This is a genomic window from Nucisporomicrobium flavum (assembly GCF_016464385.1).
Classification (GTDB): Bacteria; Actinomycetota; Actinomycetes; order Mycobacteriales; family Micromonosporaceae; genus Actinoplanes; species Actinoplanes flavus_A.
In genome coordinates this window covers 13,804-35,559 of sequence record NZ_JADMLH010000017.1, presented here as the reverse complement: position 1 = coordinate 35,559, position 21,756 = coordinate 13,804, and the positions used below count along the sequence as shown (strand labels likewise).

The 21,756-nt window shown below is 72.3% G+C and carries 18 protein-coding genes; 16 read left to right on the top strand and 2 right to left on the bottom strand.

Going from position 1 to position 21,756, the window contains the following annotated elements:
- Positions 1–36: 36 nt before the first annotated feature.
- Positions 37–531: a MarR family winged helix-turn-helix transcriptional regulator gene (locus IT780_RS31535; protein WP_199515473.1), complete on the bottom strand. Its 495-nt coding sequence runs from the start codon at positions 529–531 to the stop codon at positions 37–39.
- A 78-nt stretch (positions 532–609) separates the two neighbouring features.
- Between IT780_RS31535 and IT780_RS31530 the strand changes: the two genes are divergently transcribed.
- From IT780_RS31530 to IT780_RS31515, 4 genes are all read left to right on the top strand, one after another.
- Positions 610–1,710 carry an NAD(P)/FAD-dependent oxidoreductase gene (locus tag IT780_RS31530; protein ID WP_199515472.1) on the top strand — a complete coding sequence of 367 codons (1,101 nt, stop codon included), beginning with the start codon at positions 610–612 and terminating at the stop codon, positions 1,708–1,710.
- Positions 1,711–1,784: 74 nt separating this feature from the next.
- On the top strand, positions 1,785–4,049 hold the full coding sequence (locus IT780_RS31525; protein ID WP_199515471.1) for a catalase: 2,265 nt from the start codon (positions 1,785–1,787) through the stop codon (positions 4,047–4,049).
- Positions 4,050–4,145: 96 nt separating this feature from the next.
- Positions 4,146–4,877 (top strand): peptidylprolyl isomerase, encoded by a 732-nt coding sequence (locus tag IT780_RS31520; protein ID WP_199515470.1) that lies wholly within the window; start codon positions 4,146–4,148, stop codon positions 4,875–4,877.
- Entirely contained in the window at positions 4,874–6,244 is a 1,371-nt protein-coding gene (locus IT780_RS31515; protein ID WP_199515469.1) for a S28 family serine protease, read from the top strand. Before IT780_RS31520 ends, IT780_RS31515 begins: the two co-directional genes overlap by 4 nt.
- Here the strand turns inward: IT780_RS31515 and IT780_RS31510 are convergent.
- Positions 6,228–6,815 carry a TetR/AcrR family transcriptional regulator gene (locus IT780_RS31510; protein ID WP_199515468.1) on the bottom strand — a complete coding sequence of 196 codons (588 nt, stop codon included), beginning with the start codon at positions 6,813–6,815 and terminating at the stop codon, positions 6,228–6,230. The two genes, IT780_RS31515 and IT780_RS31510, sit on opposite strands and share 17 nt — an antisense overlap.
- Positions 6,816–6,925: 110 nt before the next feature.
- Here IT780_RS31510 and IT780_RS31505 point away from each other — a divergent pair, with 110 nt between their 5' ends.
- From IT780_RS31505 to IT780_RS31450, 12 genes are all read left to right on the top strand, one after another.
- Positions 6,926–7,945, top strand: a complete 1,020-nt coding sequence (locus IT780_RS31505; protein ID WP_199515467.1) for an aldo/keto reductase — start codon at positions 6,926–6,928, stop codon at positions 7,943–7,945.
- A gap of 13 nt (positions 7,946–7,958) precedes the next feature.
- Entirely contained in the window at positions 7,959–8,801 is an 843-nt protein-coding gene (locus tag IT780_RS31500) for an LLM class flavin-dependent oxidoreductase (RefSeq protein WP_233413826.1), read from the top strand.
- Between the two features lie 60 nt (positions 8,802–8,861).
- A complete protein-coding gene (locus IT780_RS31495; protein WP_307831484.1) occupies positions 8,862–11,555 on the top strand; it encodes a beta propeller repeat protein in 2,694 nt (897 codons plus the stop codon).
- A 191-nt stretch (positions 11,556–11,746) separates the two neighbouring features.
- Positions 11,747–12,346 carry a DUF4956 domain-containing protein gene (locus IT780_RS31490; RefSeq protein ID WP_199515465.1) on the top strand — a complete coding sequence of 200 codons (600 nt, stop codon included), beginning with the start codon at positions 11,747–11,749 and terminating at the stop codon, positions 12,344–12,346.
- Positions 12,343–13,104, top strand: a complete 762-nt coding sequence (locus tag IT780_RS31485) for a polyphosphate polymerase domain-containing protein (RefSeq protein ID WP_199515464.1) — start codon at positions 12,343–12,345, stop codon at positions 13,102–13,104. Before IT780_RS31490 ends, IT780_RS31485 begins: the two co-directional genes overlap by 4 nt.
- The gene (locus tag IT780_RS31480) at positions 13,097–15,037 is read left to right on the top strand and encodes a CotH kinase family protein (RefSeq protein WP_233413825.1); all 1,941 of its coding nucleotides are present in this window, start codon (positions 13,097–13,099) and stop codon (positions 15,035–15,037) included. Before IT780_RS31485 ends, IT780_RS31480 begins: the two co-directional genes overlap by 8 nt.
- 119 nt (positions 15,038–15,156) lie before the next feature.
- Positions 15,157–16,728, top strand: coding sequence for a M1 family metallopeptidase (locus IT780_RS31475; RefSeq protein WP_199515463.1), 1,572 nt, complete (start codon positions 15,157–15,159; stop codon positions 16,726–16,728).
- A 113-nt stretch (positions 16,729–16,841) separates the two neighbouring features.
- Complete coding sequence (locus IT780_RS31470) at positions 16,842–17,663, top strand: universal stress protein (RefSeq protein ID WP_307831482.1); 822 nt, start codon at positions 16,842–16,844, stop codon at positions 17,661–17,663.
- Positions 17,660–18,610: a glycoside hydrolase family 16 protein gene (locus IT780_RS31465; RefSeq protein ID WP_307831481.1), complete on the top strand. Its 951-nt coding sequence runs from the start codon at positions 17,660–17,662 to the stop codon at positions 18,608–18,610. The genes IT780_RS31470 and IT780_RS31465 overlap by 4 nt, the downstream gene beginning before the upstream one ends.
- Before the next feature lie 65 nt (positions 18,611–18,675).
- Complete coding sequence (locus IT780_RS31460; protein WP_199515461.1) at positions 18,676–20,343, top strand: glycosyltransferase family 2 protein; 1,668 nt, start codon at positions 18,676–18,678, stop codon at positions 20,341–20,343.
- 13 nt (positions 20,344–20,356) lie between these two features.
- Complete coding sequence (locus IT780_RS31455; RefSeq protein WP_199515460.1) at positions 20,357–21,193, top strand: HlyD family secretion protein; 837 nt, start codon at positions 20,357–20,359, stop codon at positions 21,191–21,193.
- 5 nt (positions 21,194–21,198) lie between these two features.
- Positions 21,199–21,687: an inorganic diphosphatase gene (locus IT780_RS31450; RefSeq protein WP_199515459.1), complete on the top strand. Its 489-nt coding sequence runs from the start codon at positions 21,199–21,201 to the stop codon at positions 21,685–21,687.
- Positions 21,688–21,756: the final 69 nt, after the last annotated feature.

Sequence of the window (21,756 nt, the reverse complement as noted above, 5' to 3'; positions counted from 1 at the left end):
GTGGCGGCGAGTGCCACCCGGTGTCCGGCCTGGTGGCTAGCCGGACATCGTGGTCTTGGCGTCGGGCGTGTCGTCGGTCTGCTGGAAGCGGGCGACCGTCTGGTGGCTCCACTCGCGGATGGCAGTGGCCTGCTCCGGGGTCAGCGTGTCGAAGAAGTGGCGCCGGATGTTGTCCGCGTGGCCAAGGATTGCTTGCTCGACGGCGTGGCGGCCCTTGGTGGTCAGGCCGACGCCGGCGCGCCGGCCGTTGGACTCGTGGTCGGTGCGCTGCACCAGCTCGCGGTTCTCCATCCGGGTCAGCTGGTGCGCGACGCGGCTCTTCGCCCAGTCGAGCGACTCGGCGAGCTCGCCGACGCGCAGCCGGCCGCCGGGCGCCCGGTGCAGGCTCACGAGCACGCTGAACTCGGCCTTGGAGATGCCGTACGCCGCCTGCAGCCCGCGGTCCAGCTCGCGGCTCATGAGCCGGTGCGCCTGCATCCAGGAGTGCCAGAGCTCCCACTGCTCGGGGTCCAGCGTACGAGGCTCCGCCATGGCGTGATGCTATCGACCCGGAGTTGACGCGACAACTTCCGGGCCTATAGTTGTCACGACAACTCTAAGGAGGCGCACATGGAGCAGGTGGTCGCAGTTGTCGGCGGGGGGTACGGCGGCACCCTGGTCGCCAAGGAGCTCGACGCCGTCGCGGACGTGGTTCTCATCGATCCGCGGGAGGCCTTCGTCAACGCGGCCGCGTCGTTACGGGCGCTGGTCCGGCCGGAGTGGGCGCCCAACGCGTTCTTCCCGCTCCGGAACCTGCTCGAGCGGGGCAGGGTGATTCGCGATCGCGCGGTCTCGGTGGATCCGGCCGGCGTGACGCTCTCCTCGGGCGCGCGGGTCGAAGCCGACTACCTGGTGCTCGCGACCGGCTCCGGATATCCGTATCCGGCGAAGCCGAGGCCCGGAGCGACGGAGGTCGCCCGGCAGCTGGACGATCTCCGCGAGACCCACCAGGAGCTGGCCGGTGCCGGTCGCGTGCTGATCGTCGGCGGCGGCCCGGTCGGGCTGGAGCTGGCCGGCGAGATCAGGGACGTCTGGCCGGACAAGGACGTGATCGTCGTCGACCGAGGCGATCACCTGCTCCCGGGGTTCCTGCCAGAGGTGCGGGACGGCCTGCACCGCCAGCTGGCGGACCGGCGGATCGACCTGCGCCTGGACACCCGCCTCAGCGCGCTGCCCCCGGTCCCGCCCGGCGTGGCGGCCGGTTTCACGGGCACCACCGCCGCGGGCGAGCGGATCGCCGCCGACATCTGGTTCCGCGCCTTCGGCGTCCATCTCGACACCGGCTACCTCACGGACGGACGCCTCACGCCGCTCAGCGATCGGGGAGCGATCCCGGTGACCGCACGCCTCACCGTCGAGGGCTACGACCACGTCTACGCCCTCGGCGACGTCGCCGACCTTCCCGACCCGAAGATGGCTTCGTACGCCATGGAGCACGCCGCCATCGTCGCGGAGAACATCAGGGCACAGGTCGCCGGTGAACCGCCGCAGGCTGTCCACGTCCCGGCGCCCGACCGCCGGATCCTGCTGCCGCTGGGGCCGCACGCGGGCGTGGGCCAGCTGCCCACGCCCGACGGGCCGGCCGCGGCGACCGTCGGGGAAGTGCGCCGGCGCAAAGGCTCCGACCTGTTCACCGCCCGCTTCGCGGCCTGGTTCGACCCCGGGGACTGAGGCTGTTGTTTGCGGGGACCGGCGCCGGGTACCCGCTGTGGGCCATCCGCCACCGATCTGGAGGAACCGCCCATATGGAGTCGCATAACCCCGCCAAGGTGGTCAAGGACGTCGTGCAGGCCGCCACGGCAAAGGTGGCCGACGCGCTCACCAACGACGTCCCTGGCAAGCCGGGCAGCGCCCCGGCGCCGCTGAACGAGCCCACCACGCCCGCCGAGCCGCTGCCGCCGAAGAAGGAGCAGGGCACGCCGGACACGCGTACGCCCACCGGCGCGGAGACCGGCGTCCCGGCCCCGGCCAAGGCGCAGCAGGGCGCGTACCTGACGACCTCCCAGGGTGCCCGCCTGCGCGACACCGACCACTCGCTGAAGGCCGGCCCGCGCGGCCCGATCCTCATGCAGGACCACCACTTCCGCGAGAAGATCACCCACTTCGACCACGAGCGGATCCCCGAGCGCGTCGTGCACGCGCGCGGCGCGGGAGCGCACGGCGTCTTCGTCGGGTACGGCACCGCGGCCGACGTCACCAAGGCCGGGTTCCTCGCCAAGGGCAAGGAGACGCAGGTCTTCGTCCGCTTCTCCACTGTGCTGGGCTCGCGGGGCTCGGCCGACACTGTCCGCGACACCCGCGGGTTCGCGACGAAGTTCTACACCGACGAGGGCACGTTCGACATGGTCGGCAACAACATCCCGGTCTTCTTCATCCAGGACGCGATCAAGTTCCCGGACATCATCCACGCCGGCAAGCCGCACCCCGACCGGGAGATCCCGCAGGCGCAGAGCGCGCACGACACGTTCTGGGACTTCGTCTCGCTGCACACCGAGGCGCAGCACCACACCATCTGGAACATGTCCGACCGCGGCATCCCGCGCTCGTACCGGACGATGGAGGGCTTCGGAGTCCACACGTTCCGCCTGGTCAACGAGGCCGGTGAGACGGTGCTGGCGAAGTTCCACTGGAAGCCGAAGCTCGGCACGCACTCCCTGGACTGGGAGGAGGCGCAGCTGCTGGCCGGCGTCGACCCGGACTTCCACCGCCGCGACCTGTACGACGCCATCGAGGCCGGCGCCTGCCCGGAGTGGGAGCTCGGCATCCAGGTCTTCCCGGACACGCCGGAGGAGACGTTCGCCGGGATCGACCTGCTCGACCCGACCAAGTTCGTGCCGGAGGAGCTCGCCCCGGTGCAGGCGATCGGCAAGCTCACGCTGAACCGCACGCCCACGAACTTCTTCGCCGAGACCGAGCAGGTCGCGTTCCACCTGGGCCACCTGCCGCCGGGCATCGACGTCACCAACGACCCGCTGCTGCAGGGCCGGCTGTTCTCGTACGTCGACACCCAGCTCACCCGCCTGGGCGGCCCCAACTTCTCGCAGATCCCGATCAACCGGCCGCACGCGCCGGTGAACGACATGCTGCGCGACGGTTTCCACCAGCACGCGGTGCACGCCGGGGTGGCGCCGTACAAGCCGAACTCGCTGGACGGGGGCAACCCGTTCACGACCGAGGAGAACGCGTTCGCCGACCTGCCGGTCGTCGTGGCCGAGGCGCCGAAGGTCCGGGCCAACCCGGTCACCTTCGACGACCACTACAGCCAGGTCCGCCTGTTCTGGGCCAGCATGTCGCCGGTGGAGAAGGAACACATCATCCGGGCGTACACCTTCGAGCTGGGCAAGTGCTACGAGCAGGCGATCAAGGAGCGCCAGCTGCAGTGCCTGGCCAACATCGACCCGGTCCTGTGCGAGCAGGTCGCCGTCGGGCTGGGGCTGCCCGCGCCGGAGCCCACCGTGCCGCTCGCCGAGGTGGCCCCGAGCCCCGCGCTGTCCCAGGTCGGCGGCCGCTGGCCGGGTGACGGGCGGATGATCGGCATCGTGGTCGACCCGCGCGGTGGCCTCGACGACGTGAGCGAGGTGCGCCGGGCGGTGTTCGCGGCCGGCATGGTGCCCCTGCTCATCGCCCCGCACGGCGGCATGGTCGGCGGCGACCCGGTGCAGCGCACCTTCGCCACCGCCCGGTCCGTCGAGTTCGACGCGCTGTTGCTCGCCGGCGCCCCGGCCCCGGCGCCCGACGCGCTGCCGGCCCGCGACGCCAAGGCGGGCGCCGAGGGCGGGGTGGCCCTTGCCGCCGTGGATCCGCGCGTGGAGCTGCTGATCGACGAGTGCTGGCGGCATGCCAAGGCGATCGGCGCCTGGGGCGAGGGAGTCGCCGCGCTGCAGCAGGCCGGCGTCGCCGGAACGCCGGGCGTCGTGACCGCCGAGTCGGGCGGCGCGGCCTTCACTGCCCTGCAGGACCTCCTGTCCACGCACCGCGTCTGGGAGCGGTTCCCCGCCTCCGTCGCTTGATCCACACCGGAACCCTCCGTCCCCGCCGGGGTTGACCCCGGCCATGGTCATCGATTAAGCAAGGTCGATGTCTGTCGATGGGGACGGAGGGTTCCGGTGATTCACGCATTCCTGAGCCGCGCGCTCGCGGTGGTGCTCGCGGCCGGCACGGTCGCAGTCGGGGGCACAGCCGCCGCAGCGGCCGGGGCGGGCCCGCAGCAACCGACCAACGGTCCGTGTCAGTACACGCCGACCCCCGACGAGCCGGCCGCGCGGCCCGTGCCGCTGCCGCGCGACCCGGCGCACACCCCGGACCAGGGCACGGTCTCGGTGCTGCTGCGGACCAACCTCGGCCCGATCCCGCTCACGCTCGACCGCGCCGCGGCGCCCTGCACGGTGCAGAGCTTCGTGCACCTCGTCCGGTGGCGGTTCTACGACCGCACGATCTGCCACCGGCTCACCGCGTACCCGACGCTGAGCGTCCTGCAGTGCGGCGACCCGACGGGTACGGGCGAGGGCGGCCCCGGCTACCGCTACAAGGACGAGCTCCCGACGGACCTGCCGCCCGCGCCGACCGATCCCACGGGGGCCCGGCGGGTCTACGCCCGCGGCGTGCTCGCGATGGCCAACGCCGGTCCGGACACCAACGGCAGCCAGTTCTTCCTGGTGTACGCGGACTCCGCGCTGCGCCCCAACTACACGATCTTCGGCAGCACCGGGCCGGCCGGGCTGCGCACCCTGGACCGCGTCGCCGCGGGGGGAGTGACGCCGACGCCCGAGGATCCGGCGCCCGTCGACGGCCCGCCGGCGCTGCGTACGGAGATCATCAAGGCGAGGGCCGGCCGGTGAGGCGGCTTCTCGTCGCGGCCGTGTCCGCGCTGGCCCTGCTCGCGCCCGCGGCCCCGGCGGCCGCCGCCGACGACCTCGTGGACCGGCTGAACGCGATCCCCGGGCTGACCATCGTGTCGCAGAGCGAGCCGCAGGGTTACCGGTTCTTCGTGCTGGAGTACCGCCAGCCCGCCGACCACCGGCACCCCGGACAGGGCACGTTCGCGCAGCGGCTGACCCTGCTGCACCGCACCACCGACGCGCCCGTCGTGCTGGCCACCGGCGGCTACGGCCTGCCCGCCCAGCCCCGGCCGTCGCAGACCGAGCCGACCGCCCTGCTCGGCGCCAACCAGGTGTCGGTGGAGCACCGCTTCTTCACGCCGTCGCGGCCCCAGCCGGCGGACTGGTCGGACCTGACGATCTGGCAGGAGGCGTCCGACGAGCACCGGATCGTGCAGGCGCTCAAGAGCATCTACTCCGGACGGTGGATCCAGACGGGTGCCAGCAAGGGCGGCATGACCTCGGTGTACCACCGGCGGTTCTACCCGGGCGACGTCGACGGCGTGGTGGCGTACGTGGCCCCGGACGACGTCGTGAACCCGCTCGACGGCGCGTACGAGCACTTCTTCGCCACGGTCGGGGACGGGAGCTGCCGTACGGCCCTGCGGAACCTGCAGCAGGAGGCGCTGCGCCGGCGCGATCGTCTCGTGGCGCTGCTCGAGGCGGAGGCGGCCGCGAACGGCTACACGTTCGCCGGCACGATCGGCACGGTGGACCGGTCGTTCGAGCTGACCGTGCTGGACACGCCGTGGGCGTTCTGGCAGTACTCGTCGGCGGCCGACTGCCCGTCCGTACCCTCGGTCACCGCGACGGACGAGGAGCTGTACGCCTGGATCGACGGCATCGCGGGCTGGAGCTTCTACACCGATCAGGGGCTGGCGCCGTACCTGCCGTACTACCGGCAGGCCGCCGCTCAGCTCGGCTGGCCCGACCTGAAGTTCCGGCACCTGCGCGGCCTGACCCGCTATCCCGGCCTGTACGCCCCCAACGCCGTGCTCCCGGCCGACCTCAAGACGCGGCACAACCCGGTGCCGATGCTCGACGTCGACCACTGGGTGCGTACGCGCTCGGAGCGGATGCTGTTCGTCTACGGCCAGAACGACCCGTGGAGCTCCGAGCGGTTCACGCCCAGCGCCCGCGACTCCCACCTGTACGTCGCCCCGGGCGCGAACCACGGCGCGAACATCTCCCGGCTGTCCCCGGCGGACGCCGCCGCGGCGACTGCCACCCTGCGCCGCTGGGCAGGGGTGAGCGACACCGCGGCGCAGAGCCGCCGGTCGGCCACCCTGCCGCTCGACGACATGCTGCCGCTCAGGCGACCGGCGTGACGTCGTCACCGGGCTGCGCCACGCGCAGCCCGGTGACCAGCAGCTTGACCAGGCGGCGGGCGTCGTAGCGCTCGTCGCCCTCCACCCCCGCGCACAGGTTGCCGACGCCGCGCAGCAGCTCGTAAGGGCTGATCTCCGTGCGGATCTCCCCAGTCGCGACGGCGGCGTCGAGCAGCTGCGCGCACACGGGCAGGAGCCGCTCGAGGAAGAGCCCGTGCAGGTTCCGGAAGCTCGCGTTGTCGGACTGCAGCACCGCCGCGAGCCCGTGCTTGGTGACGAGGAAGCCGACGAACAGGTCGATCCACCTCGACAGCGCCGCGTGCGCGGTGGGCCCCTCCTTCAGCAGCGCCGGACCGGCCTCGGCGCAGGCGTCGACCTGGTGCCGGTACACGGCGACGATGAGGTCCGCCCGGGTCGGGAAGTGCCGGTAGATCGTGCCCACCCCGACGCCGGCCTGCGCCGCGATGTCGCGGACGGGCGCGTCCACGCCCGAGGTCACGAAGACGCTCGCGGCGGCGTCCAGCAGCGTCTGTTCGTTGCGGCGGGCGTCCGCCCGTTTCTGTGGTGGCACTCGCTCATCCTGCCGTACGCCGGGGGTTGCGTAAACGGAACGCGGTTCCGTATGTTGTTAGCGGAACGGCGATCCGCTTCCAGTATGCCCCGTCCGCAAGGAGGACCACCATGCAGTACCGCACCCTCGGCCGCACCGGCGTCCAGGTGAGCTCGCTCGTGCTCGGCGCGATGAACTTCGGCCCCATCGGGCGCACCACCCAGGACGAGGCCACCGCCATGGTCGACACCGCCCTCGAGGCAGGGATCAACCTCATCGACACCGCCGACATGTACGGCCAGGGCGTGTCGGAGGAGATGGTCGGCAAGGCGATCGCCGGCCGCCGCGACGACATCGTGCTGGCCACGAAGGCCGGCATCCCGATGGGCCAGGAGCGCAACCACCGGGGCGGTTCCCGCCGCTGGCTGGTCACCGCGCTCGACGACAGCTTGCGCCGGCTCGGCGTGGACCACGTCGACCTCTACCAGATCCACCGGTGGGACCCCGCCACGAGCGACGAGGAGACGCTGTCCGCGCTGACCGACCTGCAGCGCGCGGGGAAGATCCGGTACTTCGGCTCCTCGACCTTCCCGGCGTACCGGATCGTGCAGGCGCAGTGGGCGGCGCGAGAGCACCACCTCGGCCGGTACGTGACCGAGCAGCCCAGCTACTCGATCCTGCAGCGCGGCGTGGAGGCGCACGTGCTGCCCGCGACCGAGCAGTACGGCCTCGGTGTGCTGGTGTGGAGCCCGCTCGCCTCGGGCTGGCTGTCCGGCGCGGTGCGGGCCGGCCGGGAGATCTCGACCCACCGCTCGGCGGTCCTGCCGGAGCGCTTCGACCTCACGCGGCCCGCCAACCGGGCCCGCCTCGACGCGGTCGAGCGGCTGGCGACCCTTGCCGACGAAGCCGGCCTGACGCTGATCCAGCTGGCGCTCGGCTTCGTCACCGCCCACCCCGGCGTGACCAGCGCGATCATCGGCCCGCGGACCATGGATCACCTCCGCTCGCAGCTCGCCGCCGCGGACACCGTGCTCACCGCCGACGTGCTCGACGCGATCGACGCGATCGTCGCGCCCGGCGTCGACCTCGCCCCCGACGAGAAGGTCGACACCCCGCCGGCCCTGCTCGACGCGTCCCTGCGGCGGCGCTGACATGTTCGGGATCATGACCGCGCCGCAGCAGGTGGACTACGCCGACGTGCTGCGGGTCTGGCAGGAGGCGGACGCCGTGCCGCAGATCGCGCACGCGTGGCTGTTCGACCACCTCATGCCGATCGGCGGGGACCCGCTCGGGCCGGCGTACGAGGGCTGGACGCTGCTGTCGGCGCTCGCCGCCCGTACCGAGCGGCTGCGCCTGGGACTGCTCGTGACCAGCAACCGGCTGCGGCCGCCCGCGGTGCTGGCCAAGATCGCGGCGACCGTGGACGTCGTCTCCGGCGGGCGGCTCGACCTCGGTATCGGCGCCGGATCGCGCACGGACATTCCGTGGGCCCGGCGCGAGTACGACGCCCACGGCCTGCCGTTCCACGACGCCGCGTACGCCGTCGGCGCCCTGGCCGAGGCGTGCACGGTCATCCGGCGCCTGTGGACCGAGGCGGAGCCGTTCGACTTCGACGGCACGTACGTCCAGCTCACCGGGGCGTTCGGCAATCCCAAGCCGGTGCAGCGCCCGCACCCGCCGTTCGTGATCGGTGGCCGCGCCGCCGCGACGCTGCGGGTGGTGGCCGAGCACGCCGACGTGTGGAACTACCCCGGCGGAGACGTGGCGGACGCCGTACGCCGCGGGGCCCTGCTCGACCGGTACTGCGCCGAGATCGGCCGCGACCCGGCCTCGATCGCCCGCTCGCTGGTGCTGCCCGTCGCGTACGACGACCCCGGCGCGACGCGGGCCGCGATCGGCCGGGCGATGGAGGCCGGCTTCGGGCACATCGTGCTGTCGCTGCCCGCCCCCTACCCGGCGGGCGTCGCGGAGTGGGTCGCCGGGAAACTCATCGTGCCGTCCGGCTGACACATCGAAGCTGTTCGTACGGTTGCCGACCCCTCACGCTGCGATGAGGATCCCGAGAGGGTGCCGGAACCATCCTTCGTGGACGGCATCCTCGGGGAGGAATGGGCAATGCTGCCTCATCTCGATCAACCGTCTACGCGCAGAGTTCTCGTCGCGGCGACCGCCGCACTCGCACTGATCGTCACACCGGCCGTGTCCGTCGCCGCCGCACCCGGCGGCGACGACCGGCCGGAGCCGTACCGCCGTCACGTCCAGATCGCCGCCGAACGGGCCCAGCAGGCCCAGCAGCCGCACACGTTCGCCGAGGAGCCCGAGGGGGAGGACCCCGAGGAGATCGCCGAGGCGGCCGAGCAGTACGCCGAGGCCCGCAGCGCGCCCGGCATCGTCGCGCCGGGCGCTTACTCGGCGGCCTGGGCGCAGCAGCAGGCGCTGCCCCGTACGTCCGGCAGCTGGCGGCACGTGACGAACCTGCCGTACAACTCGGACGATCCGCGGTACCGCGACGTCAACAGCAACTCGTCCGGCGGCGCCGGGTTCGTCACCGGACGGATCACCGGCATGGCGGCCGACGACAAGGGCTACGTGTACGCCGGTGCGGCCAACGGCGGCGTCTGGCGGTCCCGTACGGGCGGCGGCCGCTGGCAGCCGATCGCCGACCGGGTGTCCTCGCCGTCCACCGGCGACCTGCGGCTCGACCGGGCCGGGCGGCTCTGGTGGGCGACCGGCGAGGCCAACACGAGCGCCACCTCGTTCGTCGGCTCGGGCGTGTACGTGCTCCGCGACCCGCGGCACGGCTCGTTCCGGCCGTCCGACCGGGTGGGCGGGACCGAGCTGGAGAGCACGATCATCCGCAAGCTGCGGTTCTTCGGCACGACCGTGTGGGCGGCCACGAACCGTGGCGCGTACTCGCACTCGCTCGCCGACCTCCGCGGGCCGTGGAAGCGGGAGTTCGCGCCGAACCCGGACTACCTGCCGGGCGGGACGCTGCAGGCCGATCCGAGCGCGGCGTACAAGAACATCATCAACGACTTCGCGGCCGACCCCGCGAACCCGCGTCGCGTGATCATCGCCGCGGGGTGGCGCGCCGGCGACACGTACAACGGCTTCTACACCCGCAGCGGCGGGACCTGGCAGCGCACCACGCTCGCCGGCGAGATGCCCTCCGACGCGGCGAACGTCGGCATGGTGACGCTGATGCCGTCGGCGGACGGGTCGCGGTACTACGCGATCGAGGAGTCGCCCACGCAGTACAACACCAACCCGGACAGCGCCCTGCAGGGCTTCTACGTGTCGCGCTCCGGCTCGCCGTTCGGCCCGTGGACGCTGGGCGCCGACTACAAGGAGCTGGCGGCGTCGGGCTCCGCGCTCACGGATCCGGGGTACATGCCCGGCATCCAGTCCTGGTACAACCAGTTCCTGCAGGTCGACCCCGCGAACCCCGACCACGTGTACGCCGGCCTCGAGGAGGTCTTCGAGTCCACCGACGGCGGGTCGACGTGGACGACACCGGGCCCGTACTGGAACTTCGGGTTCGAGTGCTGGAGCATCGACCCGGCGAAGCAGACCGGCGACTGCCACCAGACCACCCACCCGGACCAGCACTCCGCGGCCGTCGGGCGCTACCAGGGCAGGTCCTACGTGATGATCGGCAACGACGGTGGCATCTACCGGCGCCCGGTCCGCGGGCAGGCCGACGCCTCCGGGCACGCCACCGACTGGCGGTCGCTCAACGACGGCACGATCGACGTCCTGCAGTACTACTCGGTCGGCGCGGGCCGCGACCGCGGCGGCGTGGCCGTCTCCGGCGGCCTGCAGGACAACGGCCAGTCGATCCTGCGCCCGGGCGACCGGGTGATGGGCTCGAACTTCGGCGGGGACGGCACCGACACCATCGTGGACCCGCGCAACGGCTGCAACATCGCCGAGGAGTACGTCTACCTCGACGTCTGGGTGACCAACAACTGCGCGGTCAACGACGGGTCGTGGATCGAGAACCCGGCGCTGGCCACCAGCTACGAGGTGGCCCCGCCGGACAACGAGACCGGTGCCGCCCGCTTCGTCGCCCCGATCACGATGGACCCGCGGGACACGCGGACCTGGATCGCCGGCGGCCAGCACGTGTGGATCCAGCGCAACGGCTTCGCGATCCGCTCGGGCGAGGAGTGGCAGAGCCTGTTCGACCTGGGCGAGGGCCACGTCGCGACGGCGGTGGCGACCTCGGGCGGCCTGGTCTACGCCGGCTGGTGCGGCCCCTGCAACAACCAGGGCTTCACCCGCGGCATCGCGGTCGGCCGCACCGACGGGACCGGCTGGCACCAGCTCACCCTGCCGGTGGACGGTACGGTGCCCAACCGGTACGTTTCCGGCTTCGACGTGGACCGGGCGAACCCGCGGCACGTGGTCGTCGCGATCAACGGCTTCTCCCGCAAGTGGACCGAGGGCCCGGGCGCGGGTGTCGGGCACGTGTTCGAGAGCCGCGACGCGGGCGAGCACTGGACCGACATCTCGGGCAACCTGCCCGACGTCCCGGCGAACACGGTCCGGATGACGCCCGGCGGCGGCCTGGCGCTGGGCACCGACACCGGGATCTTCTACCGCTACCCGCGGGGCAACCGCTGGTCGGTGCTCGGCCGCAACCTGCCGACGACGACGACCCTGCAACTCAAGGGCGGCCCGACCGGCCTGCGCCTGTACGCGGCCACCCACGGCCGGGGCGTCTGGTCGTTCGACCTTCCGCAGATTTACCGGTACTGATCGATCGCTGAGGATGGGGCCGGCTCGCTCTCGCGGGCCGGCCCTTGTCGTGGATTCCAGCAGCTCGGCGTCCCGGTGAACGCCGAATGAACGATAACCAAATATTGACTTCCATCGAAGTCTCGCCCTAACCTGCGGAGCACATTCCAGCCGAATTCCGGAATTTTCGCTGTTCGCAGGAGGACCCGCGCATGTCCGAACTCGTTCTGCTCGGAGCCGAGGTGGCGGCCGCCGCCATCCTCGTGCTCGGGCTGTACTTCCCGCGGCACCGGCGCCGCGACCTGGTGGTGGCCTACTTCGGCGTCAACATCGGCGTGCTCGCCGTCGCCGACGCGCTGCGCACCGGCAGCACCGGTACGGGACTCGGGCTCGGGCTGGCGCTGTTCGGCGTGCTGTCCATCATCCGGCTGCGCTCCACCGAGCTCGACCAGCACGAGGTCGCGTACTTCTTCTGCGCGCTCGCGCTCGGCCTGCTCGGGGCGCTGGACACCGCCTCGGTCTGGCGCAACATCGCTCTGATGGCGCTGATCCTCGCGGTGATGGCGGCGGTGGACAGCCGGCGTGTACTGGGCCGGTACCGGCACCAGACGATCGTGCTGGACAGCGCCGTCACGGGCGAGGCCGAGCTGGTCGCCCGGCTCGAGGAGCTGCTCGGCGCCCGGGTGCATTCCGCCCGCCCGGTCCGCACCGACCTCATCAACGACTCCACCGTGGTCGACGTGCGTTACGCCTGCGCCCCGCACCGCGCGGTCGCACCCGTCAGCCCGGCCGCGTACGCGGTGCACCGATGAGGCCCCTCGAGACGCTGCCCGCCATCGGGCTGGCCGAGCTGGAGGAGCGCGCGGCGCTGCTGACCCGCGTCGACCGCAAGTACCTCGTGCCGCTCGACGAGGCCGGATGGCTCGTCGACACCCTCGCTCCCGACGCGGCGGTGCTGGAGATCGACGGGCGGCGGCGGTTCGCGTACGAGTCGCTGTACTTCGACACGGCCGGCCTGAGCAGCTACCTGCGGACGGCGTACCGGCACCGGCGGCGGTTCAAGACGCGGATCCGCACGTACGCCGACTCCGGCGAATCCTGGCTCGAGGTGAAGGTGCCGGGGCCACGCGGCAGCACGGTGAAGTACCGGGTCCCGCACGAGCCGGAGCAGAGCGGGGTGGGCGCGGGCCGTGACTTCGTCGACGGGGTGTTCAGCCGGCACGGGATCGCCGTGTCCAGCGCCGAGCTGCGACCGGTGCTGCGCAGCGCGTACCGGCGTTTCACGCTCGTGATCCCCGGCGACAGCCGCGTCACCGTCGACACCCGGCTGCGGTGGACGGCCGCCGGCCGGGAGCTGCGCCTGTCCCACCTGGCCGTCGTCGAGAGCAAGACCGGATCGGCCGCGTCGGCGGCCGACCGGCACCTGTGGCGCCGGGGCTACCGCCCGGTCGCGATCAGCAAGTACGCCACCGGGCTGGCCGCACTGCGCAGCGACCTGCCGGCGGCGCCGTGGCGGCGGGTGCTCCGGCAGCACTTCGCCTGCGCAGCGAAGGAGCGCACCAATGACTAGTCGCATGGCCAGGATCCTCACGATGCTGCTCGTCCTCCTCGCCGGTGCCGCGGTGACCGGCGAGCCGGCCCGGGCGGACACCGGCGACATCACGTTCTCGGTGCCGAGCGGCACCTTCCAGGGCTCGCTCACCGTGTCGCTGGGCACCACCATCGGCGGCGCGGAGATCCGCTACACCACCGACGGCCGGCCGCCGACCGCCACGTCCACCGTTTACCCCGGCCGGGCGCTGACGCTGACCGCGACGACGCAGCTGCGGGCGCAGGCCTTCACCGGCGGCGCGGCCACCGGGGCGCCCGGCACCGCCCTGTACGTGGCGCGCTCCTTCGACGCCCAGCACGACCTGCCGCTGGTGCTCATCGACGACTACGGCAAGGGCAAGCCGGGCCGTGACTACGTGGACGCGGCCGCCATGGTCTTCGACACCACGAACGGGCGTACGGCCCTCTCGGCGGCACCGGCCGTCGCGTCCCGGGCCGGCATCCACCTGCGCGGGCAGTCCTCGGCCAGTTTCGAGAAGGCGCCGTACCGGCTGGAGCTGCGCGACGACGCGGACAAGGACGCCGATCACGAGCTGCTCGGGATGCCGGCCGACTCCGACTGGGTGCTGCGCGGGCCGTTCAGCGACAAGTCCCTGATCCGCGAGGCGCTGGTCTACGACCTCGGGCGCGAGATGGGCATGGCCGTGCCGCGGTACCGCTTCGTCGAGCTGTACCTCAACGTGGACGCGGGTCCCGTGGCCGCCGCCGACTACCAGGGCGTCTACATGCTGGTCGAGACCATCAAGAACAGCAAGAACCGGCTCGACCTCAAGCAGCTCGACGAGAAGGACACCACGCTGCCGAAGATCGCCGGTGGCTACATCTTCAAGTTCGAGTGGATGGCCGCGCAGGAACCCACGCTCACGTGTACGGGCGCGGCCGCGACCTGCTGGAACTACCTCGAGGTCGAGGACCCGTCGCCGCTCAACGCCGAGCAGAAGGCCTGGCTCACCCGGTACGTGCAGCAGTTCCACGACATGCTGCACAGCTCCGGGCGTACCGACCCGCAGACCGGCTACCGCTCCTGGATCGACGTGCCGTCCTGGGTGGACCTGATGATCCTCAACGAGCTCAGCCGGGAGATGGACTCGTACCTGCGCAGCACGTACTTCTACAAGGACCGCGAGGGCCCGATCGTGGCTGGGCCGCTGTGGGACTACGACCTCACGTTCGGCACGGGCGGGTACTTCGGCAACGAGCAGACCGCCGGGTGGCAGTACCAGCAGACCCGTACGCCGCAGGCCAACGACTGGTTCCAGATCCTGGTCGCCGACCCGGCGTTCCAGCAGGACCTCAAGGCCCGGTGGCAGTCGCTGCGCCGCGGGCTGCTGTCCGACGCCTCGCTCACCGCCCGCGTCGACGCCCTGGCCACGCCGCTGACCGCCGCCGCCCAGCGCAACTTCCAGCGCTGGCCGAACCTGTCCACCCGGATGATCGGCCCGTTCATCACCGACACCTCGCCGACCTGGGCCGGTCAGGTGCAGGTGATGCGGACCTGGATGACCCGGCGGGCGGCCTGGCTCGACGGGACGACGGCCTGGGGCGGCGGCTCGACGCCCGGCCCGGACCCCACGCCGACCCCGCCGGCCGGCGCCGGCTGCACGGCGGCGTACACGCTGACCGGCCAGTGGTCCGGCGGCTTCCAGGCCGAGGTGAAGGTGACCGCCGGGCCGGCCCGCATCGGCGGCTGGACGGTGACCATGACGTACGCCGACGGGCAGCGGGTCACCCAGGCCTGGAATGCGGTGCTGTCGACCGCCGGCACGACCGTCACCGCGCGCAACGAGACGTACAACGGCGCCCTCGGTGCGGGGGCGAGCACGACGTTCGGGCTGCTCGGTGCGGCGGGCAGCACGAACCAGCCGCCCGTGGTGACCTGCGCGGCCGGCTGACCCTGGGGGCAGGGAGGGTCCGGGACGGCCGCCGGTCGTCCCGGGCCCGCACCCCCGGGCGGTGGGGAACCACCGAAACGGGCAACGAAGCCCCTCGATCTGTTCTACGCTCGGCGGTCATGGAAGCTGTCTCAGGCACCATCCCGTCCCGCCTGCTCCTGGCGGCCGGCACGGCCGTCGTCCTCGGGCTCACCGGCGCCGTGGCCGTCACCGGGCCCGCGCTGGCCTCGGGTCACGCGACGCCCGGCGCGCCCGGGCTGGGGGACCGGCTCTATCCGCTGCTCGGCAACGGCGGATACGACGTGCAGAACTACGACCTCGTGCTGACGTACCCGAAGAAGGACCCGGCGCAGCAGATCACCGGCGACGTCACGATCACCGCGGTCGCCACCCAGAACCTGTCCCGCTTCGACCTGGACTTCGGTGGTGACGCGGTCGGCCGGGTCACCGTGAACGGCCGACCGGCGGGCTTCACCCGCGACGGCGACGAGCTGGTGATCAGCCCGCCCCGCGCGCTGCCGGCGCACCGGCGGTTCACCGTACGCGTCTCCGGCTTCAAGGCCACCCCGATCCAGCCGGACGCGGACGCTCCGGTCGGCTTCGTCGTCACGCCCGACGGCACCGTGCTGGCCGGGCAGCCGGCGTCCTCGCACCTGCTGTTCCCGAGCAACGACCACCCGCGCGACAAGGCGACCTACACGATCACCGCGGTCGCGCCGCAGGGGTGGACCGCCACGGCCAACGGTGTGCGGGTACGCACCAAGACCCGCAACGGCTACGTCACGTCGACGTTCCGGGAGACCCAGCCGATGGCCAGCGAGCTGGTGCAGGTGGCGGTCGGTGACTTCGTCGTGCAGAACCGCGCGCCGGTCAACGGCGTGCCCGTACGCGACGTCGTGCCCCGCCGGCTCGCCGACGACCTGCTGCCGAAGGTCGCCGACGAGCGCCACGAGATCTCCTGGATGGAGGGCAAGGTCGGGCGCTACCCGTTCGAGAACTACGGTTCGCTGATCATCGACGGGGAGCTGGGCTTCGCGCTGGAGACCCAGACACTGTCGCTCTACGACACCTCGTTCACCAGCTATCCGTCGTACATCCTGAACCCGATCCTGACGCACGAGCTGGCCCACCAGTGGTTCGGCGACAGCGTCTCGCCGTGGAGCTGGAGCGACGTCTGGCAGAACGAGGGGCACGCCACCTGGTACGAGGTGACGTACGCCGACGAGACCGGCACGCTGGAGCAGTACACCGGCGCCGAGTCGCTGGACGCGTACTTCAAGAGCGTCTACGCCCGCGGCGACCAGTTCCGGGCGCGGTTCGGCCCGGTCGCCCGCCCGCTCAAGGCGGACTCCATCTGGGACGTCTTCAACCCCAACGTGTACGACGGCGGCGCGCTGGTGCTGTTCGCGCTGCGCCAGAAGATCGGCGCGAAGAAGTTCCAGCTCCTGGAGCGTGCCTGGGTGAGCCGGTACCGCGGCAAGTCCGCCTCCACGCAGGACTTCATCCGGCTCGCCTCGGCGGTCTCGGGGCGGAATCTGAGCTCGTTCCTGAACGCCTGGCTGTACGGCACCACCACCCCGGCGATGCCCGGGCATCCCGATTGGACCGTCACCCCGGTACCCGCCTCCGGGGCGCCGGCGAGCGTCGCGGCCGCGCCGGCCGGGGCGCGGCACATGCCGGCCGGTCACTGACCCACCGGCCCGGCCACCAGCGCCAAGGTCATCCGTCGCGGCGGCCGTCCCCACCCGGGGGCGGCCGCCGCTCCCGTCTTGCGGATGGCACCGGCGAGGACGACTCTGGGGGTGTGCCGCCGTGTCCAAGGGCGTACGAGGACGGCGACATCCGGAACGTTCAGCTGTTCAGCTGGATCGAGGAGGCGGCCATGATCGGTGCGCGGATCGTTGTCGGTGTCGACGGCTCGCCCGGGTCGCGGGCCGCGGTGCAATGGGCGGCCGCCGAAGCCCTGATGCGCGGGGCGGAGCTTCGCGTGCTGACCGCGTACCACCGGCCGGAGACGGGCGCCGCGACGAGCGCGATCCTGCACGCCGCCGTCACCCACGCCCGCACGGTCGCGCCCGGCGTCGAGGTCAGCTGCGTGGCCCAGGCCGGGTACGCGGTGCCCGTGCTGCTGCATGCCGCCGAGGTGGCCGACATGCTGGTCGTGGGCTGCCGGCGCGGTGGCGGCCTGCCCGGTGCGCCGCACGGCACGGTCGGCAACCAGGTCGCGACGCACGCCCGGTGCTGTGTCGTGGTCGTCCGCGGACGGGCGGCCCCGGACACCGGTCCGGTGGTCGCCGGCGTGGGAGACGGCGCCGCCGACGGTGCCGTTCTCGGCCGGGCGTTCGAGGAGGCCGCGCTGCGCCACGCCGAGGTGCTGGCCGTGACGACCCAGGACCGGGGTCTCGCCGACTCGCTGGCGACCTGGCGGGACAAGTTCCCCGAGGTGCCGGCCGAGTGCGAGGTGGCCGACGGCGACCCGGGCAAGGTTCTCGTGGACCGCAGCCGGCGGGCCCGGCTGGTCACGGTGGGGCCCCGCCGGCACGGCTTCGAGGGGGTCATGCTCGGCGCCATCGGGGGTCGCCTCGTGGACCACGCCGACTGTCCCGTGCTGGTCGCGCGCCCGTGAGCGCCCGGGCCGGGCGCGTGCGTACGGCCGGCGCCCTCATGGCGCTGACCCTGATCCTCGCCGCCTGCACCACCGACGACGACCCCGGGAAGCAGCCGGCGTCGCCGGCCTCCGGATCCGCGGCGGCCTGGCAGCCGGTGTGGAGCGACGACTTCGAGGGCGCCGCCGGCTCCCGGCTCTCCGCCGGGAACTGGCTCTACAGCCGGGGCACCGGCTATCCCGGCGGCGCTCGGCAGTGGGGCACCAACGAGATCGAGACCATGACCGACGACGTCGCCAACGTCCGCCTCGACGGCGCCGGTCACCTCGCCATCATCCCGCTGCGCAGCGGGCCCGGCGCCGGCCGGTGGACGTCCGCGCGGGTGGAGACCCGCCGCACCGACTTCGCCGCGCCCGAGGGCGGCGCGGTCCGCATCGAGGCGTCGCTGCGCATGCCGGACGTGAGCGGCCCCCAGGCGGCCGGCTACTGGGCGGCGTTCTGGGCGCTCGGCGCGCCGGCCCGCCCGGTGGCGGCCACGAACTGGCCGAGCATCGGCGAGTGGGACGTCATGGAGAACGTCAACGGGCGCGACTCGGTCTGGCACACCCTGCACTGCGGCGTACCGGTCGGCGGGCCGTGCGGCGAACCGACCGGCATCAGCAGCGGCGAGCTGCCCTGCCCGGGGTGCCGCAGCAGCTTCCACACGTACGCCATCGAGCACGACCGCGGCGTCACGCCCGAGGAGCTGCGCTGGTACGTGGACGGCCGCAACACGTTCACCGTCCGCGCCGACCGGGTCGACCCGGCGATCTGGGCGGCGGCCAACCACCACGGGTTCTTCGTCATCCTCAACGTCGCCATCGGAGGCGCCTTCCCGGCACCCTTCGGCGGCGGCCCGACGCCGGCCACGAAGCCGGGCGTGCCGATGCTCGTCGACCGGGTCGCGGTTCTCACCCGGCGCGGATAACGACACGAGATCGACAGTTATCCATTCGTACGACGGGGGACGCTCACGCTGAGGAGGTGGCGCCGATGACGGCCGACGCAACGAGGCCGGGCTCCCGTACCGCCGACGACATGTCCTGGCGGCCGATGCAGCGCTCCACCCGGGTCGCGGTGTTCGCGGCGCTGGGCGTGACGTTGTTCTACATGATCTTCCTGCTGAACCCGGCCTACCGGGGCAACACCTGGGTGTGGGCGCTGGTGCTCTTCGCCGAGGGCATCACGATCTTCAACGCGCTCGCGATGTGGTGGACGGTGCTGGTGTACACCCCGCACCCCGACCCGCCCGAGGTGTACGCGTGGCGCCGCCGGCTGCTCAGCGGCGACCTCAAGCCGACGATCGACGTGTTCATCACCGTGTACGGCGAACCCCTCGAGATCGTGCTGGTGACCGTCCGCGCGGCCCGCGACATGACGGTGGAGCACCGCACCTGGATCCTCGACGACGGTGACAGCGACGAGGTGCGTGACGCCGCCGCCCGCGAAGGAGTCGGCTACCTGCGCCGCAAGGAACACCTGCACGCCAAGGCCGGCAACATCAACTCGGCGCTGCGGCGTACGGACGGCGAGTTCGTGGTGATCCTCGACGCCGACCACGTGCCCAGCCCCGACTTCCTGGTCCGCGCGCTGCCGCACATGCAGGACACCGGCGTCGCGTTCGTGCAGACCCCGCAGGCCTTCCCCAGCGCCCGCGGGCTCGTCCCGGAGGGCTCCTCGGAGTCACAGAAGATCTTCTACGAGCTGGTGCTGCCGGGCCGCAACTACTTCAACGCGGTGTTCTGCGTCGGCACCAACGTCATCTTCCGGCGGGCCGCCCTCGAGGAGATCGGCGGCATGTACGTCGCCAGCAACTCCGAGGACATCTGGACCTCCATCGAGCTGCACCGCCGCGGCTGGCGCTCGTGGTTCATCCCCGAGGTGCTGTGCCGCGGGCTCGCCCCGGACAGCCTGCTGTCGTACTTCAAGCAGCAGTTCCGGTGGGCGTACGGCGCCTTCGAGGTGCTGCTGCGCGGCGGCCTGTTCCGCAAGAAGGGCCTGACCGTCGATCAGCGGTTCCAGTACATGCTCGCCGGCGTCAACTACCTGCTCTCGCTGGCGGCGCTCATCCTGATGTGCCTGCCGGCGGTGTACCTGCTGTTCGGCCTGAGCCCGATCCGCTCGGACATCAGCACGTGGATCGTGCACTACGCCCCGTTCTACCTGCTCATCGTGCTCGTGACGGTGATGCAGCTCGGCGGCTTCAAGCCCGCCGCGATCGTCACCAGCATCGGGGCGGCGCCCGTACACGTCAAAGCGCTGGTCATGGCGATCTTCAAGCGCAAGGTGCGCTGGAGCGTGACCAACGCCGGCCCGCGCGGCCTGCCCGGCGTCGAGCTCGTCCTGCCGCACGTCGCGCTGCTGCTGCTCAACGCGGTGGCGATGGCCGTGGGCATCAGCATGCTGCCGCTGCGCGGCACCGACGTCGCCGCCGTCGGCCTGTCGATCGGCTGGGCCGCCATCTACGTCGTGGTGCTGGGCCGGGTCGTCGCCGAGGCGGTCATCGCGCCCCACGTCATCCGGCAGCGCCTCGAGCGCCGCAAGGCGGGCGCCCTGCTGGCCCGCGCGCTGCCGTGGCCCGCCCGGTCGGACGCCAACGACGACATCGTCAGCGCGGCCGTGGAAGCCCCCGCCCCGGCCCCGCCGTCCCGGACCGCCTGAAGGGATCCCCGTCATGGTCCAACCCACCGGAACCACCTCGCAGGACAGCGCCGATCCCATCGAGGAGCCCCGCGCCCCGGAGCCGCCGGCGAAGCGTCGCGGTGGCGGCGGCTGGCGCAAGTGGCGGGCCCGCTTCGTGGTGCTCCTGCTCCTCGCCGCCGCGGTCTTCCTCTTCCTGCGGATCAGCACGGCCCGGGAGTCCGACGCGGCCCGCATCGACCTGGACACGCTGACGCTCACCGCTCAGCCCCTGCCCGTGGAGGTGGCCCAGACCGGTCAGGTGACCGGCGTGTCCGTCACCGCGCAGGAACGCGTCACGGCGGGGCAGAAGCTCGGCACGATCGAGGTGGCGACCACCGACTCCGACGGCGACCCGAAGCTGACCCGGGTCGACGTGAAGGCGCCCCGGCCCGGCATCGTCGTCGACCTGCCCGTCACCGTGGGCAGCTCGATCGCGCCCGGCCAGCCGTTCCTGGAGCTGTACGACCCGGCGCTGCTGCGGTTCGAGACGCACGTGCCGCTGAAGGACCTGCCCGAGATCGCGCCGAGCATGACGGCCAGCCTGAAGGCCGAGGGCATCAGCCGGACCGTGCACGCCCAGGTGCAGCGGATCGTGCCCCAGGTCGGCAGCCTGGAGGACATCGACTTCGCGAACGCCAACGCCGCCAACACGACCTCGGGGGACACCAGCACCGACAAGACCGACAAGGCGGACCAGATGACGCTGGTGCTCGTGCCGACCTCCGCCGAGGAGGTCCGCGGCCTGGTGCCCGGCATGCGCTTCACCGGGTACGTCGACACCCGCACCGGCGTCCCCGGCACCGCCCGCCTCGTCTCCATGGGGCGGTGACCGCCGTGGACTTCGATGTGACGGTGGAGATCCCCCGGGGGACCCGCAACAAGTACGAGATCGACATGCACACGTACCGGATCCACCTGGACCGCACGCTGTTCACCGCGACGCAGTACCCGGCGGACTACGGCTTCATCGACGACACGCTCGTCGAGGACGGCACCGCGCTGGACGCGCTCGTGCTGGTGCAGGAGCCGACGTTCCCCGGCTGCGTCATCCTCAGCCGGGCCATCGGGATGTTCCGGATGCGGGACGAGCAGGGCACGACCCCGAAGGTGCTGTGCGTGCCCACCGCCGACCACCGGCTCGCGCACCTGCAGGACCTGGCCGACCTCGACCGCTTCCTGCTGCTGGAGATCAAGCACTTCTTCGAGGTGTACAAGGCGGTGGAGCCCGGCAAGCTGGTCCGCATCGACGGCGACCCGTGGGTGGGCCGGGCCGAGGCGGAGGCGGAGATCGGGCGCAGCTTCGAACGGGCGCGGGCCGCCTGAGCGGCCCGCGCCCGGCGGGGGGGCGGTGCCGTCAGGGGTGCCGGGCGATGCTCTGCCCGGGCTCCACCA

Bases quoted from the DNA above. Each gene is read 5' to 3' on its own strand.
- IT780_RS31535 (WP_199515473.1), bottom strand. From the start codon at position 531: ATGGCGGAGCCTCGTACGCTGGACCCCGAGCAGTGGGAGCTCTGGCAC.
- IT780_RS31530 (WP_199515472.1), top strand. From the start codon at position 610: ATGGAGCAGGTGGTCGCAGTTGTCGGCGGGGGGTACGGCGGCACCCTG.
- IT780_RS31525 (WP_199515471.1), top strand. From the start codon at position 1,785: ATGGAGTCGCATAACCCCGCCAAGGTGGTCAAGGACGTCGTGCAGGCC.
- IT780_RS31505 (WP_199515467.1), top strand. From the start codon at position 6,926: ATGCAGTACCGCACCCTCGGCCGCACCGGCGTCCAGGTGAGCTCGCTC.
- IT780_RS31500 (WP_233413826.1), top strand. From the start codon at position 7,959: ATGACCGCGCCGCAGCAGGTGGACTACGCCGACGTGCTGCGGGTCTGG.
- IT780_RS31490 (WP_199515465.1), top strand. From the start codon at position 11,747: ATGTCCGAACTCGTTCTGCTCGGAGCCGAGGTGGCGGCCGCCGCCATC.
- IT780_RS31485 (WP_199515464.1), top strand. From the start codon at position 12,343: ATGAGGCCCCTCGAGACGCTGCCCGCCATCGGGCTGGCCGAGCTGGAG.
- IT780_RS31480 (WP_233413825.1), top strand. From the start codon at position 13,097: ATGACTAGTCGCATGGCCAGGATCCTCACGATGCTGCTCGTCCTCCTC.
- IT780_RS31475 (WP_199515463.1), top strand. From the start codon at position 15,157: ATGGAAGCTGTCTCAGGCACCATCCCGTCCCGCCTGCTCCTGGCGGCC.
- IT780_RS31460 (WP_199515461.1), top strand. From the start codon at position 18,676: ATGACGGCCGACGCAACGAGGCCGGGCTCCCGTACCGCCGACGACATG.
- IT780_RS31455 (WP_199515460.1), top strand. From the start codon at position 20,357: ATGGTCCAACCCACCGGAACCACCTCGCAGGACAGCGCCGATCCCATC.